The 17683-nt window shown below is 34.1% G+C and carries 14 protein-coding genes; 10 read left to right on the top strand and 4 right to left on the bottom strand.

All coding sequences use genetic code 11. From position 1 onward, the window contains the following. Positions 1-147: 147 nt before the first annotated feature. Together B0A81_RS20885 and B0A81_RS20880 are read left to right on the top strand one after the other, a co-directional pair. Positions 148-1068 (top strand): family 2A encapsulin nanocompartment shell protein, encoded by a 921-nt coding sequence (locus tag B0A81_RS20885; RefSeq protein WP_089059805.1) that lies wholly within the window; start codon positions 148-150, stop codon positions 1066-1068. After that, complete coding sequence (locus B0A81_RS20880; RefSeq protein WP_089059804.1) at positions 1052-2986, top strand: family 2A encapsulin nanocompartment cargo protein cysteine desulfurase; 1935 nt, start codon at positions 1052-1054, stop codon at positions 2984-2986. The genes B0A81_RS20885 and B0A81_RS20880 overlap by 17 nt, the downstream gene beginning before the upstream one ends. Before the next feature lie 337 nt (positions 2987-3323). On the opposite strand, the gene rocD is transcribed toward B0A81_RS20880, so the two are convergent. Next, positions 3324-4574, bottom strand: coding sequence for an ornithine--oxo-acid transaminase (gene rocD / locus B0A81_RS20875; protein WP_089059803.1), 1251 nt, complete (start codon positions 4572-4574; stop codon positions 3324-3326). A 194-nt stretch (positions 4575-4768) separates the two neighbouring features. Between rocD and B0A81_RS20870 the strand changes: the two genes are divergently transcribed. The 5 genes from B0A81_RS20870 to B0A81_RS20850 all read left to right on the top strand — a co-directional run bounded on the left by B0A81_RS20870 (position 4769) and on the right by B0A81_RS20850 (position 10446). Continuing rightward, complete coding sequence (locus B0A81_RS20870; protein ID WP_089059802.1) at positions 4769-5221, top strand: Lrp/AsnC family transcriptional regulator; 453 nt, start codon at positions 4769-4771, stop codon at positions 5219-5221. After that, on the top strand, positions 5208-7433 hold the full coding sequence (locus B0A81_RS20865) for a penicillin acylase family protein (protein WP_244281448.1): 2226 nt from the start codon (positions 5208-5210) through the stop codon (positions 7431-7433). The genes B0A81_RS20870 and B0A81_RS20865 overlap by 14 nt, the downstream gene beginning before the upstream one ends. Positions 7434-7534: 101 nt before the next feature. Next, on the top strand, positions 7535-8308 hold the full coding sequence (locus B0A81_RS20860; RefSeq protein WP_089059801.1) for a dienelactone hydrolase family protein: 774 nt from the start codon (positions 7535-7537) through the stop codon (positions 8306-8308). A 50-nt stretch (positions 8309-8358) separates the two neighbouring features. Further along, positions 8359-9423 carry a DUF3667 domain-containing protein gene (locus B0A81_RS20855; RefSeq protein WP_089059800.1) on the top strand — a complete coding sequence of 355 codons (1065 nt, stop codon included), beginning with the start codon at positions 8359-8361 and terminating at the stop codon, positions 9421-9423. Positions 9424-9429: 6 nt separating this feature from the next. After that, entirely contained in the window at positions 9430-10446 is a 1017-nt protein-coding gene (locus tag B0A81_RS20850) for a M28 family peptidase (RefSeq protein WP_089059799.1), read from the top strand. Positions 10447-10687: 241 nt separating this feature from the next. On the opposite strand, the gene rho is transcribed toward B0A81_RS20850, so the two are convergent. Next, positions 10688-12526 (bottom strand): transcription termination factor Rho, encoded by a 1839-nt coding sequence (gene rho, locus B0A81_RS20845; protein WP_089059798.1) that lies wholly within the window; start codon positions 12524-12526, stop codon positions 10688-10690. A 183-nt stretch (positions 12527-12709) separates the two neighbouring features. Here rho and B0A81_RS20840 point away from each other — a divergent pair, with 183 nt between their 5' ends. The 3 genes from B0A81_RS20840 to B0A81_RS20830 all read left to right on the top strand — a co-directional run bounded on the left by B0A81_RS20840 (position 12710) and on the right by B0A81_RS20830 (position 14905). After that, positions 12710-13126: a DUF4293 domain-containing protein gene (locus B0A81_RS20840; protein ID WP_089053251.1), complete on the top strand. Its 417-nt coding sequence runs from the start codon at positions 12710-12712 to the stop codon at positions 13124-13126. Between the two features lie 163 nt (positions 13127-13289). Beyond that, positions 13290-13952 (top strand): response regulator, encoded by a 663-nt coding sequence (locus B0A81_RS20835; RefSeq protein WP_089059797.1) that lies wholly within the window; start codon positions 13290-13292, stop codon positions 13950-13952. Positions 13953-13987: 35 nt separating this feature from the next. Beyond that, positions 13988-14905, top strand: a complete 918-nt coding sequence (locus B0A81_RS20830) for a sensor histidine kinase (protein WP_089059796.1) — start codon at positions 13988-13990, stop codon at positions 14903-14905. A gap of 5 nt (positions 14906-14910) precedes the next feature. Here B0A81_RS20830 and B0A81_RS20825 read toward each other — a convergent pair whose 3' ends face one another. Both B0A81_RS20825 and B0A81_RS20820 read right to left on the bottom strand, forming a co-directional pair. Beyond that, on the bottom strand, positions 14911-15405 hold the full coding sequence (locus B0A81_RS20825; RefSeq protein ID WP_089059795.1) for a metallophosphoesterase family protein: 495 nt from the start codon (positions 15403-15405) through the stop codon (positions 14911-14913). A 228-nt stretch (positions 15406-15633) separates the two neighbouring features. Then, positions 15634-17556 (bottom strand): SPFH domain-containing protein, encoded by a 1923-nt coding sequence (locus B0A81_RS20820; RefSeq protein ID WP_089059794.1) that lies wholly within the window; start codon positions 17554-17556, stop codon positions 15634-15636. Positions 17557-17683 lie beyond the last annotated feature (127 nt).

Below are 17683 nucleotides of genomic sequence, written 5' to 3'. Positions count from 1 at the left end.
ACAACTTTACTATAAATTAAATCCAATTTACTTTGAGTGTTTTTATTTTTAATCTAAATTTATATATCAAATTAAAAAAAGGCTTCTAAATATCTAGTAATAAGCACTTTTAATCAAAAACAAATTAACCTTTTAAACCTTTAAATCATGGCGGAATCAAAACAACAGCAGACCGCATTAGGAGATGTAGCTGCAAGACAATTAGCAATAGCAACCCGTACGGTTCCACAAATAGGAACTATCAGTCCGCGCTGGCTGACACATCTTTTACATTGGACACCTGTAGAATCAGGAGTATTTCGTTTGAATAAAGTAAAAGATGCCAATCATATACAAGTAGACTGCTCTGCGCGAGACGAAAGAGTTTTACCAAATACTTTTGTTGATTATATCGATAATCCTAGAGAATATAATCTTGCTGCTGTACAAACAATTGTCGAAGTACATACTCGTGTTTCTGACTTGTACAGCAAGCCTTATAATCAAATTTCAGAACAGCTGCGACTGGCAATAGAAACCATTAAAGAACGTCAGGAAAGCGAATTAATCAACAATAAAGATTATGGTTTATTGAGTAATGTTGCACCCTCTCAAATTATAAAAACCAGAACCGGCGCGCCAACTCCAGATGATCTAGATGAGTTATTGACCAAAGTATGGAAAGAACCTGGATTTTTCCTGCTGCATCCCTTAGCCATTGCAGCATTTGGCCGTGAATGTACACGCCGCGGTGTACCGCCGCCAACGACGTCTTTATTTGGATCTCAATTTTTAACTTGGAGAGGTATTCCGCTGATTCCATCAGATAAACTGCCAATTAAAAACGGAAAATCAAAAATCATTTTATTGCGTACCGGCGAAAGTCGTCAAGGTGTTATCGGTCTTATTCAACCGGGACTGCAAGGCGAGCAGTCTCCAGGATTATCAGTTCGTTTTATGGGGATAAACGAAAAAGCAATTGCCTCTTATTTGGTATCTCTTTATTGTTCATTAGCCATTTTAGTAGATGATGCAATCGCGGTTTTAGAAGATGTAGAAATAGGCAAATATCATGAGTACAAATACTAACGATAACGGTTTACCAAACATTGACGATTTGCAGCTTTTAGCTAACGAATTGTTCAAGACGCTGCCTAACGAATTTCCTAAAGAAATCTCGTTAAGTCCAGATCGTAATGAACATCCTCGTGCCGCAAAAGTTGCAGAAACGTTCTTGCAAACTGGAAATTTAGGCAGCAGCGACACTCCTATTTCATCACAAAATGCAGTAAATACGCCTTCGTCTTTACCAGCGTTTAGTGGTTTAGGAGCTTCTCCTACAGTTGCAAATTATGGTTCAGGAGCTTCTGCATTATATCCTAATGCTGGAGCGGGATTTGATCCTAAAAGCGGCGTTACAACATCGGGCATTCAGGAAGATTATAATCTAAACCTTAACAATCCGCATACTGGTTTTTATGATACTAATTTAAAAAACGCCGCTACCCCGCAATTAAACGAAGAGAGTTTTTTTTCTCAATTACTCTTAAACAATGAATATCTGCCATTTCAAACAGAGAATTCTTCTTTTGAGACTGAGTTAAAAGCAGCTTTAGCATTTGTTGATACACAATTTACAAAACGTGAAGCTTTCCCTTTGAATGGAAATGATGCTGCAAACTCGTATTACTTTTTAGATCAAAATCCGTTTGCTTTTGATAAAAGAAATACAAATGCAATTGTTGGAAACACTTTTGACTCCAAAGAAATAAGCGGTTTTACAACTTCTCATTTTGATGCCAATCTAATCAAAAAAGATTTCCCAATTTTAAGCGAAACAGTAAACGGAAAGCCATTAGTTTGGTTGGATAATGCCGCTACCACTCAAAAACCAAAATCGGTAATTGAGCGTATTGCTTATTTCTATGAACATGAAAATTCAAACATTCATCGTGCAGCACATGAGTTAGCCGCTAGAGCTTCTGATGCTTATGAAGCAGCTCGTGAAAAGGTAAAAACTTTCTTGAATGCATCTTCGGTAAACGAAATTGTTTTTGTGCGAGGCGCAACAGAAGGAATTAATTTAGTAGCGTGCACTTGGGGTGATCAAAATTTAAATGCCGGCGATGAAATTATCGTAAGTAATTTAGAACATCACGCCAATATAGTTCCGTGGAAACGACTAGCAGACAAAAAAGGCTTAAAACTTCGAGTAATTCCTGTTGATGACGATGGTCAGATTTTACTGGATGAATATGCAAAACTGCTCAACTCAAAAACACGTTTGGTTGCTTTTACACAAGTTTCGAACGCACTTGGTACCGTAACTCCTGCTAAAAGAATTACTGAAATGGCGCATGCAGTTGGTGCCAAAGTTCTAATAGACGGCGCACAATCCGTTTCGCACATGAAAGTTGATGTACAAGATTTAAATCCAGATTGGCTGGTATTTTCTGGACATAAGCTTTTTGGTCCAACCGGAATTGGCGCTTTGTATGGTAAAGAAGATTTATTAAATGAAATGCCTCCGTATCAATCTGGTGGAAACATGATTCAGGATGTAACTTTTGAGGAAATAAAATACCACAAAGCTCCTAATCGTTTTGAAGCTGGAACAGGAAATATTGCAGATGCTATTGGTCTTGGCGCAGCAATCGACTATGTTACCAAATTAGGTATCGATGCAATCGGACAATACGAGCATTATTTGCTGGACTACGCAACAAATCTTTTAAAAGAAATTCCGGGCGTGCGATTGATTGGAACTGCAAAAGATAAGGCGAGTGTATTGTCTTTTAACTTGCAAGGTTACAGCAATGATCAGGTTGGACAAGCTTTGAATAAAGAAGGTGTTGCGGTACGTACCGGTCATCATTGTGCACAGCCTATTTTGCGACGAATGGGAGTTGAAACTACAGTTCGTCCTTCATTGGCTTTTTACAATACCACACAAGACGTTGATACTTTTATCAAAACATTGTGGGAACTTAAAAAAGTAAGATTTTAATATAAATTATCATTGTGCTTAATTAAACACATAGGAACATAGTGTTTATTGAGAGTCTAAGAAGCGTTTAACTTGCATATATATAGCTATGTTTAGAAACTAGTGTCTTTTTACATTCTTTAATATCCCTGGAACCTATGTTTCTATGTGTTTAAAAACATTCCTATTTCGAGGAAAAAAATAATGAAACAAGCACAATCAATGAGTTAATTAAGAGTAAATGTCTCACACATCTATTCGAAGAGATAATTACTTTTTTTGATATTTTAAGTAATTATAAACAAAAGGCGTTCGTCGCGGCGAACGCCTTTTTATATAATAAAGTAAGCTGAATTAATTACTTAAATTCATTCAATGATTTTTCGATTATAACCAGACATTCTTGTATTTGAGTTTCTGTTATTACCAAAGGCGGTGCTAATCTAATTTTATTACCATGAGTTGGTTTTGCAAGCAGTCCGTTATCTCTAAATTTTAGACAAATCTGCCAAGCTAAATCAGAATCTTCATCACAGTTAATAACAATAGCATTCAAAAGTCCTTTACCTCGAACCAGTGTGATTAAATTATTTCTTTCAGCGATTTCGTTTAATCCCTTTCTTAAAATAACACCTAAACGTTCGGCATTTTCAGCAAGATTTTCTTCTTTTACAACTTCCAAAGCCGCAATTGCAACGGCAGCTGCAACAGGATTTCCTCCAAAAGTAGATCCATGCTGACCCGGTTTAATGACATTCATAATTTCGTCATTACATAAAACAGCTGAAACTGGATAAACTCCGCCCGAAATTGCTTTACCTAAAATCAAAATATCAGGTTGTACATTTTCATGGTGAACCGCTAGTAATTTTCCAGTACGAGCAATTCCAGTTTGAACCTCATCGGCAATAAATAAAACATTATGTTTTTCACACAATGCTTTTGCTTTTACTAAATATCCTTCAGACGGTACATAAACACCGGCTTCACCTTGAATTGGCTCTACTAAAAATCCTGCAATAGTTTTTGATGATTCTAAAGCTTTTTCAAGTGCTTCAAGATTATCATATTCAATTTTTATAAATCCATCTGTAAACGGTCCAAAGTTTTTACGAGCCGATTCATCATTAGAAAACGAAATAATTGTAGTCGTTCTTCCGTGAAAATTATTCTCGCAAACAATGATCTGCGCTTGATTTTCTGGAATACCTTTTACTTCATAAGCCCATTTACGACATACTTTAAGAGCTGTTTCAACAGCTTCGGCACCAGTATTCATTGGTAAAACTTTATCAAAACCAAAATACTTCGTTACAAACTCTTCGTAGTTTCCTAATTTATCATTGTAAAAAGCACGTGAAGTAAGCGTCAATTTTTGAGCTTGATCAACCATTGCTTTCACAATTTTAGGATGACAATGCCCTTGATTTACTGCTGAATATGCTGATAAAAAATCATAATACTTTTTACCGTCAACATCCCATACATAAACGCCTTCTCCTTTTTCTAAAACCACAGGAAGCGGATGGTAATTGTGGGCTCCGTATTTGTTTTCTTTCTCGATTAAAATTTCAGATTTTGCCGAAAGTATTTCTTGAGTATTTGCCATCATAATTTCTTTTTTACTTCTGCAAAAGTATAAAAATTATTTATTTTAAATCAAAAAGAAGACAATTTAACTTAAAAATAGCTTTTAAAAAACCAAAACATCAATTTTAAAACACATATTAAGTCATTTTGTTTTTATAATTATCCACACGAATCAGACTTATTTTTATCTTTACAGAAAATAAAAATTTTCGCATGGATATTTTAGATGAGTTTGACGTAAAAATTATCAAAGAATTAGAAAAAGATGGCAGAATAGCTTATTCGACGATTGCTTCTAATTTGAAGATTTCGAATACAATGGTGCATCAACGTATTAATCGTTTATTTGAACAAGGCATAATTACAGGCATCAAACCTATTTTAAATGAAAAGCAAATTGGCTATGACTGGGCTTCTTTTACCGGAATTACGCTCAATAAAGATTCTGATTCTGAAAGAATTATTGAAGCTTTAAAAGCAATTCCAGAGATTACAGAATGTTATTTTGTTACAGGATCTTTTACGCTTTACCTTAAGATTACGGCAAAAAACCACGAACACATGCGAAAAATATTATACGAAAAAATCGATAATATCCCTGGAATTGCAAAAACAGATTCGATGGTTGAATTAGGATGTGCCTTTAAACGAAATGTATCCTTGTAAAAAAAACAATATGATTTATTCTGCTAAATTATTACAAACAACACTTCTTTTTTGCTGCATTTCTATTTTTGCTTTTTCTCAAAACCTAAGTAAAAAAGACATTGCAAAATTGGAAGAAACGGCACAAAAAGTAACCATAATTCGTGATAATTGGGGAATTCCTCATATTTATGGAAAAACGGATGCTGCGGCTGTTTTTGGTTTAATGTATGCACAATGCGAAGACGATTTTAAACGTGTTGAAATGAATTATATAGAAAAACTAGGCCGTCTTTCTGAAATAAAAGGACAATCAGTTCTATATAATGATTTAGAAATAAAACTTTTAATAGATATCAACGAAGCTAAAACCGATTATAAAAATGCCGCTCCATGGCTAAAAAAACTATTGGATAGTTATGCTGACGGAATCAATTTTTACTTATACAAACATCCTGAAGTAAAACCTCTTTTACTAACTCATTTCGAACCTTGGTTTCCGTTACTTTGGACAGACGGCAGTATTGGTGCGATTAGTACAGCCGATCTTTCAGTAGGAGAATTAAAAGCTTTTTACTCGGGCAGCAATGAAAAAACAGCTTACGTAGAAAGAGAAAAAAATGTACAGACCGGCTCAAATGGATTCGCTTTTGCTCCTTCAAAAACGGCTTCTGGAAATGCTATTCTTTATATTAATCCGCATACTACTTTTTATTTCAGACCCGAAGTTCAAGTTTCGAGTGAAGAAGGTTTAAATGCATATGGCGCCGTTACCTGGGGACAATTTTTTATCTATCAAGGATTTAATGAAAACTGCGGCTGGATGCACACTTCTTCAAATGTGGATGTTGCCGATATGTATGCTGAAAAAATTGTATTGAAAAAAAATAAACTGTTCTACGAATACGACAAGAAATTAATTCCTGTAATTGAGAAAGAAATCATAATTAAGTATTTAGAAGATGGAAAACTAGTTCCTAAAAAATTTAAAACTTATTTCACCAATAATGGTCCAATAATGGCCAAACGAGACGGAAAATGGATAAGCTTAAAGTCTAATAACCGTTCAATGAATAGCTTAATTCAAAGCTGGGTTAGAACTAAATCAAAAGATTTTAACGACTATAAGAAAGCAATGGATTTGAAAGCCAATACTTCCAACAATACTGTTTATGCGGACAGTAAAGGGAATATTGCTTATTGGCATGGAAACTTTATTCCGGTAAGAGATAAAAATCTCAATTGGTCAAAAGTAGTTGACGGATCGATTTCTGCTACGCAATGGAAAGGACTGCACGAAGTAAATGAAACGGTTCATTTGTATAATCCAACAAACGGATGGCTTCAAAACTGTAATTCAACACCATACACTGCAGCAGGAACTAATAGTCCAAAAAAGGAAGATTATCCCGCATATATGGCTCCCGATGGAGAAAATTTTAGAGGTATAAACGCTGTTCGTATTTTTAGTCAAGACAAAAAATACACTTTAGACAAAGTTATTGCTGACGGTTACGATTCTAAACTATCTATTTTTGAAATCTTAATTCCCGCTTTGACAGAAGTTTTCGAAAAAAACATAAAACCAACTGATGCAGCCTATATTGAACTTGCTGAACCCATTTCTGATTTAAAAAACTGGGATTATTATGCCAAAGAAAATTCTATAGCAACAACTCTTGCAGTCGAATGGGCATACAAACTAGATCCTATCATTCAAAAGGCTTATGTTAATGAAGGAGAAACTGATCAGGTCGAAAACACTAAAAAATTTGCTAAAAATGCGACTGCAGACCAATTAGTTCCACAACTGCAGGCAGTAGTAAAAGACCTAAAAGCAAAATGGGGAACATGGCAGATTCCGTGGGGAGAAATTAATCGTTTTCAACGTTCTAATGGTGATATTAATTTAAAATATGACGATACGAAACCAAGTTTACCAATTGCTTATGGCCCTGGTTCTTGGGGAAGTCTTCCTTCTTTTAAAAGCAGTTACCAAAATGGTTCTAAAAAACGTTACGGCTACAATGGTAATAGTTTTGTATGCGCCGTTGAATTTGGGTCAAAGATAAAAGCGAAATCATTATTAGCGGGCGGAAATAGCGGCGACATAAACTCAAAACATTTTTTTGATCAAGCCCAAATGTATCAAAATGGACAATTTAAAGATGTTTTATTTTACAAAGATGATGTCGAAAAAAATGCAGAACGCACTTATCATCCAGGAGAATAACCTCTAAAGCCAGCTTTAAATAAACAAACCTCAGAAGAAATGTCTTTTGAGGTTTTTTTTTATTGTAATATTCCTCATATTTGTCTTAAAAATATCATTTTATGAAAATCATACAGCTATTTGTTTTAGGAATTTTACTAAATACTACTCTAATGAATGCACAATTGAAACCAATAAAATATTCTGACGGCAGGCAGGTTTTGAATGGCTTATATATAAAAGCTGCTGAAAAAAGCTCCGAAAATCCAAGTATCTTAATGCTTCCAGCATGGCTTGGAATTGATAATGCTTCTAAAGGAATTGCCGAAAATTTAGCAAAACTGGGTTATAATGTTTTTATAGCTGATATTTATGGCGAAGGAAATGTTCCTAAAAATACTTCTGAAGCTGGAAAACAAGCTGGTTATTATAAAACAAATTATGAAGCGTACCAAAAAAGAATTGATATTGCACTTTATGAATTAATAAAATTAGGCGCAAACAAAGACAATATTGCCGCTATTGGGTATTGTTTTGGAGGAACAGGAGTTTTAGAAGCCGCTCGAGGTGGTTTAAAACTTAAAGGCGTTGCTTCGTTTCATGGAGGTTTAGGAAAAGATGCTTCTAGAAAAATAGAACCTATTACTGCGAAAGTTCTAGTATGTCATGGCGCTGATGATCCGTATGTATCAAAAGAAGAAGTCGCATCTTTTCAACAAGAACTGCGCGATTCTAAGGCCGATTGGCAGATGATTTATTATGCAAATGCGGTACATTCTTTTACAAATCCTGAAGCTGGAAATGACAATTCAAAAGGTGCTGCCTATAATCCTGTTGCAGCAAAAAGAGCTTTTGAGCATTTACAGCTTTTTCTAAATGAAGTTCTTAAAAAATAAACCTTAAAATACCAATCAAAAAACCAAAATCAAAAACAATCAATACACCAATGTCACACAACAAAATTAGAGAAGACAAAACCTGCTTGAACTGCAGACATGTTGTTGAGCAAAAGTTCTGTCCTAACTGCGGACAAGAAAACAGTGATTCCCGTAAAACTTTCCATCATTTATTTATTCATTTCATTGAAGATCTGACGCATTATGAAAATGCATTTTGGAAAACAATAAAAAACCTTCTTTTAAAACCTTCAACTTTAACGAAAGAGTATCTTTCTGGCAGACGATTATCTTATTTGGCGCCTGTTAGACTCTATATTTTTATAAGTTTTGTAACCTTTCTGTTAATCGCAATGTTTCCTATTCATGTAGAAGAAGATACAAACGAACCTACGAAATCAGAAAACATTAAAAAACAAATTTCAAAACAGACTAGTACATTAAAAGAAAATGAAAACGTAAAGGCCTTACTAAATTCTGATTCTGTATCGCCAGAAGATAAAAAAGCGATTCAGGATATGTTAGACAATCCAAAATCAAGTGACGATAGTCTTATAAATTTAGGATACAAATCTGTTAAACAAATCGACTCTATTCAAAAATACGGCTCAAAATCTGAAAAGCTTTCTGATTTTAGTTATTGGATAAATAGAAAAATACAAATCATAAAAGATAAAAATACGAATCAAGAACTTTTCAATAAATTCATAGAGTCTTTTATACATAACTTACCCAAAGTTTTGTTTATTATCATGCCGTTTTTCGCTTTCTTTTTATGGATTTTCCATAATAAAAAGCGCTGGTATTACTTTGATCACGGCATATTTACGCTGCATTATTTTTCGTTTTTACTGCTGATTTTTTTAGTTCTTTTCTCCGTTGGAAAAATAGGAACCTTAATAAACCATCCTATTATTTCTATAGTAATTGACTTTTTCACATTTGTAGGAATTGTGTGGGCATTTTATTATTTTTTCCCAGCTCATCATAGATTTTACGGAGAGTCTAGAATTGTATCCTTTACTAAAAGTGTAGTGTTATTTTTCATAAACTCATTTTTTATTTTATTTTTACTAATTGCTTTTGCCTTTTACACATTTATCAATTTACACTAATACCAAATGAAAAAAATTGTAGTTTTATTATTAATTGCCTCGGCGTTTTCGTGTAAAAACACACAGTCCGCCGCATCAAAAGACAACTCAGATCCAACGAAATACATAAAATCGATTTCTGAAAAAGACCTAAAAAAAATGCTGTATGTTGTTGCATCAGATGAAATGCAAGGACGCGAAACAGGTTCAGCCGGACAAAAAAAGGCGGGATTGTATATGATTGAGCAATACAAAAAAAGCGGTGTTTCGTTCCCAAAAGGAGCAAAAGACTATTATCAGCATATACCAGCATCTTTCTTAAATGCAAGACGCAATGAAAACTTACCAGATTCTGAAAACATCTGGGCATACATTGAAGGATCTGAAAAGCCAAATGAAGTTTTAGTAATTTCAGCGCATTACGATCACGTAGGAGTTAAAGGTCAAGACATCTATAATGGTGCCGATGATGATGGTTCTGGAACAGTTGCTGTTATAGAAATGGCTAAAGCATTTGCAAAAGCAAAAAAACAAGGGCACGGACCAAAACGTTCAATTTTATTCCTTCACGTAACTGGCGAAGAACATGGCTTACATGGCTCACGTTATTACTCTGAAAATCCTTTGTTTCCAATTGCTAATACTATTGCCGATATCAATATTGATATGATTGGCCGTCGTGACGTAGAACATGCTAAAACAAATAATTATGTTTATGTAATTGGAGCTGATAGATTATCATCTGATTTGCACAATGCGGTAGTATCTCAAAATGAAAAATACACTAAAGTAGATTTAGATTTTAAATTCAATGATCCAAAAGATCCAAATCATTTTTATGAGCGTTCTGACCATTATAACTTTGCTAAACATGGTATTCCTTCTGTTTTCTTCTTCAACGGAGTTCACGAAGATTACCACGGAAAAGATGATAATCCTGAAAAAATTGAATACGATGCATTAACTAAAAGAACTAAATTAGCTTTTGTTGTTGCTTGGGATTTAGCAAATAGAGAAAATAGACCTGTAGTTGATAAAAAATAAGGTTCTTATTTTTAGGCATAAAGTTGCAAAGGTTCTGAGGTTCTGAGGTTCTGAGGTTCTGAGGTTCTGAGGTTCTGAGGTTCTGAGGTTCTGAGGTTCTGAGGTTCTGAGGTTCTGAGGTTCTGAGGTTCACAAAAAAAGGGATGAGTTTAAAAACTCATCCCTTTTTTGTATAATAGATATAGAATACTAAAAGAAAAACCTTAGCTACTCAGAACCTTAGTCCCTCAGCACCTTTCCTCTAGTCATTCATAGAAATCAAAAACTCTTCGTTGTTTCTGGTTTTTTTGAAACGATCATTTACAAAATCCATAGATTCTACTGGGTTCATATCTGAAAGATATTTACGCATAATCCACATTCTTTGTAACGTTTTCTCGTCTAATAATAAATCATCACGACGCGTGCTTGATGAAGTAAGATCAATTGCAGGGAAAATACGTTTGTTTGCAATTTTACGATCTAATTGAAGCTCCATGTTACCAGTTCCTTTGAATTCTTCAAAGATAACTTCATCCATTTTAGAACCTGTTTCTGTCAATGCAGTTGCGATGATACTTAATGAACCACCATTTTCAACATTTCTAGCTGCTCCAAAGAAACGTTTTGGTTTTTGTAATGCATTTGCATCTACACCACCACTTAACACTTTTCCAGATGCTGGCTGAACTGTATTATAAGCTCTTGCTAAACGTGTAATCGAATCTAATAAAATCACTACATCGTGACCACATTCTACTAAACGTTTTGCTTTTTCTAGTACGATATTAGCAATTTTTACGTGTTCTTGCGGCTCTCTGTCAAAAGTTGAAGCAATTACTTCTCCACGAACACTTCTTTGCATATCTGTAACCTCTTCAGGACGCTCATCAATCAAAAGAACGATCAAATATACCTCAGGATGATTTGCAGCAATCGCATTTGCAATGTCTTTTAACAACATTGTTTTACCCGTTTTTGGTTGTGCGACTATCATACCACGTTGTCCTTTTCCTATTGGAGAGAACAAATCGATGATACGAGTTGAAACTGAACTTCCTTTTTCGGCCAATTTAAATTTTTCTGAAGGGAAAACCGGCGTCAAATGTTCAAAAGAAACTCTATCACGAACAACTTGCGGATCGTGACCGTTAATTTTAAGAACACGAACTAAAGGGAAAAATTTTTCTCCTTCTTTTGGAGGACGAACCACTCCTTTTACAGTATCTCCTGTTTTTAAACCAAACAATCTAATTTGTGAAGTTGATAAATAAATATCATCAGGAGAAGCTAAATAATTATAATCTGATGAACGCAAAAATCCGTAACCGTCAGGCATCATTTCAAGAACACCTTCACTTTCAATAATTCCGTCAAATTCAAAATCTGAATCTCTGAAATTATTCTTTTTATTTTTATGATTTTGGTTTGGATTCTGATTTGGATTCTGGTTTCCGTTATTCCCGTTTCCATTCCCACTTTGGTTTGGGTTTTGAGCTGGACTTTGATTTGGGTTGGAATTTTGGTTTTTATTCTGATTAGGAACAATCTTTTTAGCTGGAGCAGGAGTTTCAGATTTCTCTGTATTTGCAGCTATTACAGGAGTTTCAGATGTCTCAGATGTTTCTTCGTTTGAAACTATTTCTTTTGCTGCTTCTTTTTCTTTTTGCAGGGCAACCTTTTTTTCGTAAGCTGATTTATTAAACTTGACTATTTTAGGTGCTTTCTTTTCTGCTGTTTTATTCTCTGCCGTTTTACTTTCTGCTTTTTCTTGAACTTGTACAGTTTCCTTATTTTCTACAGCCGCTGGAGTTTCTATTTCCTTTGGAGCTTCCTCAATCTTATCAAATTCTAAAACTGGAGCATTTTTACTGACAATTTTCTTTGTCGGAGCAATTCTGGCTCTTTTTGGTTTATCATCAGTTATTTCCTTTTCTACAATAGTTGGTTCCGGCGCCGCTGAAGCCGCCTCTTGGTGCGCTAATATCTGAGTAATCAGAGTATCTTTTTTAACGCCATTAAACTTTATTGTTTTAGCTAACTTAGCTATTTCTTGAAGCTCAGAAAGCTTCATTTCTTTTAATGCAGAAATATCAAACATGAATGTTCTATGAATTTAATTATTTTAAAGGAAAAACTGTAAAAGAATAGGTAGATATATTTAATTCAATTGACCGCAGTATGAAGTGCTTACGGTATTATGATGCAATAATACGAATAAAATTTAATCATACAATAGTATTTTAAAAAAAGAAAATATATTTTTGTAAAACAATTTTAGATCATGATACAACGAATTCAAACCGTATATTTAATTCTTACCTTTTTAGTAACAGGGGTTTTAATGTTTTTTACGCCGCTTTGGACATTAAATACTGGTAAAGCATTTTACTTTATGCAAGATCAACTTTACACGGTTTTATTAGGACTAAGCACAATGCTTAGCATCGTTAGTATCATTTCATACAAGAAAAGACAAAATCAATTTGTAATGGGCAGATTGAACATAATATTAAATTTAATTTTATTAGGATTATTTGTATATCGTTCTCTAAATTTATCTGGAGAGACAGTAAATGCTGTTTCAGAGAAAGGTATTGGGATGTTTCTTCCTATTGTTGCTATCGTGTTATTAGTTTTAGCTAATAAAGCCATCAAAAAGGACGAAGATCTTGTAAAATCTGTAGATCGTTTGAGATAAACCTATAAACTTAATTTTTATGTGCGAAGAGAACCCGAAATTTTATTTCGGGTTTTTTTGTGCTTTTTTTTTCCTATTGAACTGATAATCTTAAAACGAGGGCCAAAAACAAAATTGTAAGATATTTTTTTCATAAATTTACACCTCTGTTCCAAAAACGATTATGACAAATAAAATAAGGATTCATCTTGCCGACGATCATCAAGTGCTTATTGATGGGCTCACCAATTTACTTCAGACTGTTTCAAATTTTGAAGTTGTCGGCAGTTCATTGAATGGCAATACCATTTATGAAGATATCATACTCGACAAACCTGACATCTTAATTCTTGATATCAGTATGCCTGGAAAAGATGGTGTTGAAGTTTTAAAAGAATTTAGTCAAAAAGGATTTCCCGCAAAAGTAATTATCTTATCAAGTTATGATGATTTAAAAATCATAAAAGAAGTAATGAAATTAGGCGCTAACGGATATTTGACAAAGAAATGTGCAGGTCAAAATATAATCGAAGCAATTGAAGCCGTTTATCAAGGACAAGAATATTTTTGTGATGCTGTAAGAGAAAAAATATTCAACATTTTTTTTCAAAACAATCCAAAAGTAAACAAGGATGTTTATATCGAGAATCCTATTTTAAGTCCGCGTGAAATTGAAATCATAACTTTGATATGTCTAGAATACAGTGGAAAAGAAATAAGCGAACAGCTTTTTATCAGCACAAATACTGTTGAAACACATCGAAAGAATATCATGAAAAAACTGCAGATAAAAAACACCATTGGATTGGTAAAATATGCTTTAAAGAACAATTTAATTAATTCGTAATTCAACAAAGACAACAAGTAACTAGTAGAAATTTTATGGTGTTTATTCGAATTTTCATAGTAACACTTTTCTTTATTTCCAATGGAAACAAAGTCTACGGTCAACAAAATGTTCTTTCTAAAAAAACGAATACTGAATTACAGAATGCCTCTGACAAAAATACTGTTTCTCCGCAGGTCAAACTTGAGCAGTTAAGAAATAAAAAAGTAGTCAGCCTATTTATTGTTCTTATTATAATCCTTTCGCTCTTATTTTATTTTGTTTACCAAAACAATAAACTCAAACAAAAAATCAGAAGAAAAGACATTAAACAAAAGATACTGCTTAATGTTATTAATGCAGGAATTGATAGTCAGGAAAATGAGCAAAAAAAAATCGCATCGTTTTTACACGACAATATCAATTCACTATTAACCTCGGCTTCATTGCATTTAAACGTTTACACTGCTAAACATAATACAACATCAGAAGAAATTAGTAAATCAAAAATGATACTGGCAGAAGCTCACGATTTATTACGTGATATGTCTCATGACCTTGTTCCTACCCTTTTAGTGCGATTTGGATTAATTTATGCTTTAGAAGATTTATGCGAAAAAAACACTACATCAAATATACGTTTTGAGTTTTCGAGTTCAATTCCGACAGAAAAAAGATATTCCGAGAAATTTGAAATGAAGCTTTACTTCATTGTAACTGAATTGTTCAATAATATCATTAAACACAGCGACGCACAAAAAGCTCAAATTTCATTGCAAGAAAAAAACGAGCATTTTATAATAATTATTCATGATAACGGCAAAGGCTTTAAAACACTTAAGTTAAACCAAATAGAAGGTTTTGGACTTAACCGCATTAGAGCTAGAATCAAAAAATACAAAGGAAGTTTTTCTATCACTTCAAAAGAGAATAATGGAACCACAATTAAAATACAAATTCCTTTGTCTCATTAAAAAAATTACTTTTTACCAATCTCTATAATCTCAAGATCCTTTATTTTGTCATCATCGATTACGAAACGAAGCATTGTTCTCATTTGATGAAATCCACTTTTCCCAGCAGCACCGGGATTCATATGCAGTAAATTGTTCTTTTTATCAAACATTACTTTTAAGATATGAGAATGTCCGCAAATAAATAATTTTGGCGGATTTGAAGCCATTTCTTCCCGAATACTAGGATTGTACTTTCCGGGATAACCGCCAATATGAGTTATCCAAACAGAAACGTTTTCACACAAAAACCGATTATGAAGCGGAAATTCTAATCTTGCTTTTGCATCATCAATATTACCATACACACAGCGAAGAGGTTTTAACTTTTTTATCGTGTCGGTCACATTCAAATCTCCAATATCTCCAGCGTGCCACACTTCGTCAGCCTGAGAGACATATTTTAAAATTGTTTCATCGATATGACTGTGAGTATCTGAAAGCAGGAGGATTTTTTTCATTTTTTTTTAAAGAGGCACAAAGGTTCTGAGGCGCAAAGGTACAAAGGTTTTTTTGTAGAGGCGCACAACAGTGCGCCTTTCATATGGTTTTCTTTTATTTTAAAACATAAAAAAACCGATCTGCATAACAGATCGGTTTTTAAACTTTGTGTTAGACGCACTGCTGTGCGCCTCTACGTTATACGACGCGCCTACATTAGACATCGAACGTTTTACATTTTACAACAATTACTGTTTTTTAGGATTTTGATTTTTCACATCCTTTGCCTCTTTCGTATCCATCATTTCCATTAGTTTTAAACCTAACAAACCACTGATAGATCCATCAGAACCAGCATTTCCTGAAATCAAAACATCTGGGATTACTTTTATATTTCCTTTACCAATTTCCTCAGTTACCTTATAGCGGGTAAAATTATCTCCACCCATTGCGGTAACTTGTAATTGATAAGATTCTGCAGTCGATTTACCAATTGCCATGATTTTTTCTGCTTCTGCAAGACCGGTTTTTGAAATTCGCTCTGCCTCTGCACTTGCGTTTAACTTAGTTGCTTCTGCCTGTGCTCCTGCTCTGGCTTTGGTTGCTTCCGCTTCAGCATTTGCACGCATTTTTGTAGCTTCGGCTTCAGCATTTACATTCAATTTCAAACTGGTTGCATCACCTTCTGCTTTCTTTACAGTTGCATCGGCAGTACGTTGTGCAATTTCAACACTTTGAGATGCTCTAACAATTTCTTTCTGCATATCAGCAATTGCAGTTTCTTTTTCCATTCCCTGACGTTGTTCTTGCGCCATTCTTTGGGTTTGATATGTTTTTTGCTCTTCTTCTGCCAGTTTTCTATCTGTTAAAGTCTTCATTAACGAATCTGGCGGAACAATATCTCCAATCAAAGTATCAACCGCATTTACGTTGTATTCATCAAGTACTAACTTAATATGATTTTTAGCTGATTCCTGACGCTCTTTTCTAGTTGTTAAAAACGAAATCACATCGCTGTCCTGCGCCGAGTTTCTAAAATAGTTACCAATTGTAGGTTCTAAAACCTGAGAAACTAAGTTATTCATACTTCCAAATCTTGCGATTACTTTTGGAGCTTCGGCTGCGGGAACGTGAATAATTTGTGCCACATCCAAATTAAAAGGGAAACCATCTTTTGAACGAACTGTAATTGTCGATAAATTTTTATCTAAATCGTGCGATTCACTACGCGCGTTTGCCCAGTTTAATACCAAATTCGTTGTTGGAACTGGTTCTAGTTTGGTCGTATATTTATTCAGTGCATATTTTCCAGGTCCAAAAGGCTCCATCCACACACCTCTTTGCCCTTTTGAAACAATATTTCCATGTTTAAAAGTATCGCCTGTAACGTCTTGTCCATCTTCTCCAATATAAGAAATCACAACTCCAACATATCCAATTGGCACATCGGTCATAGGATTTTGTTCTATCAAAATTCCCCATGTATTAATATAATACGAACCTGCCAGCATAACTTGAGGCTGTAGACCACGATTTCCGCCATGCTCTAAAAACTTATCAAAATCCTGAAAATTATTATGATCACTGACAAATTTACCTGCAATTTGTCCTTGCGGAATAGGCTCTCCATCAAGTGCCGTTACAATACCAATCATATTTTCGTAAATCTTGATTTGATCAGCAATAACAATTTCAAATAAAAATGTATTAATACGATACGATCCCGTCGTAATAAAAGCTGTTTGACGCCCTTTTTGTCCGCCATTATTCAAGAATGCCGTTGCATCTTGAAAATTATCACTTTCGACTTTTCTGGCTAAGATTCTTCCGGTTGGAATTTCTTTTCCATCTTTACTGAAAACTAAACCAATTTTTCCTTCGGGAATAATTGTAAACCCAGTCATATCTATTGAATACTGCCAGATCCACATTCCCCAGTACAAACCTGGAGCTAATGTTTGTGCTTGATAACCAGCCTCCCCTTTTGTAGCGATAATTCGACTGTCTGGTAATGATTTGTCTGCGCCAAACAAAACAAATTTTTTGGTTACTAAACCAATTTTATCTTCGGGAACAATCACCATTCCGAAGAAAACGCGTAAAATAAATTTGTAAAATACGATGGCGAATAAGATTAAAATTATCCACCAATAAGAAGTAATTTCATTCATAGTTTTTTGATATTTAGACTACAAACATAAGAGAAATATTTCCTGTTAAAATCAAATATTTTCAAAAATTAACATTTAGTTATTTCATCTAAAAAACTCGTAAAAAAAGACTTTTTTAAATCGTTGG

Origin of the sequence: Flavobacterium plurextorum, from assembly GCF_002217395.1 — a bacterium.
Taxonomy (GTDB): domain Bacteria; phylum Bacteroidota; class Bacteroidia; order Flavobacteriales; family Flavobacteriaceae; genus Flavobacterium; species Flavobacterium plurextorum.
This window is presented reverse-complemented; position numbering and strand designations above follow the sequence as displayed.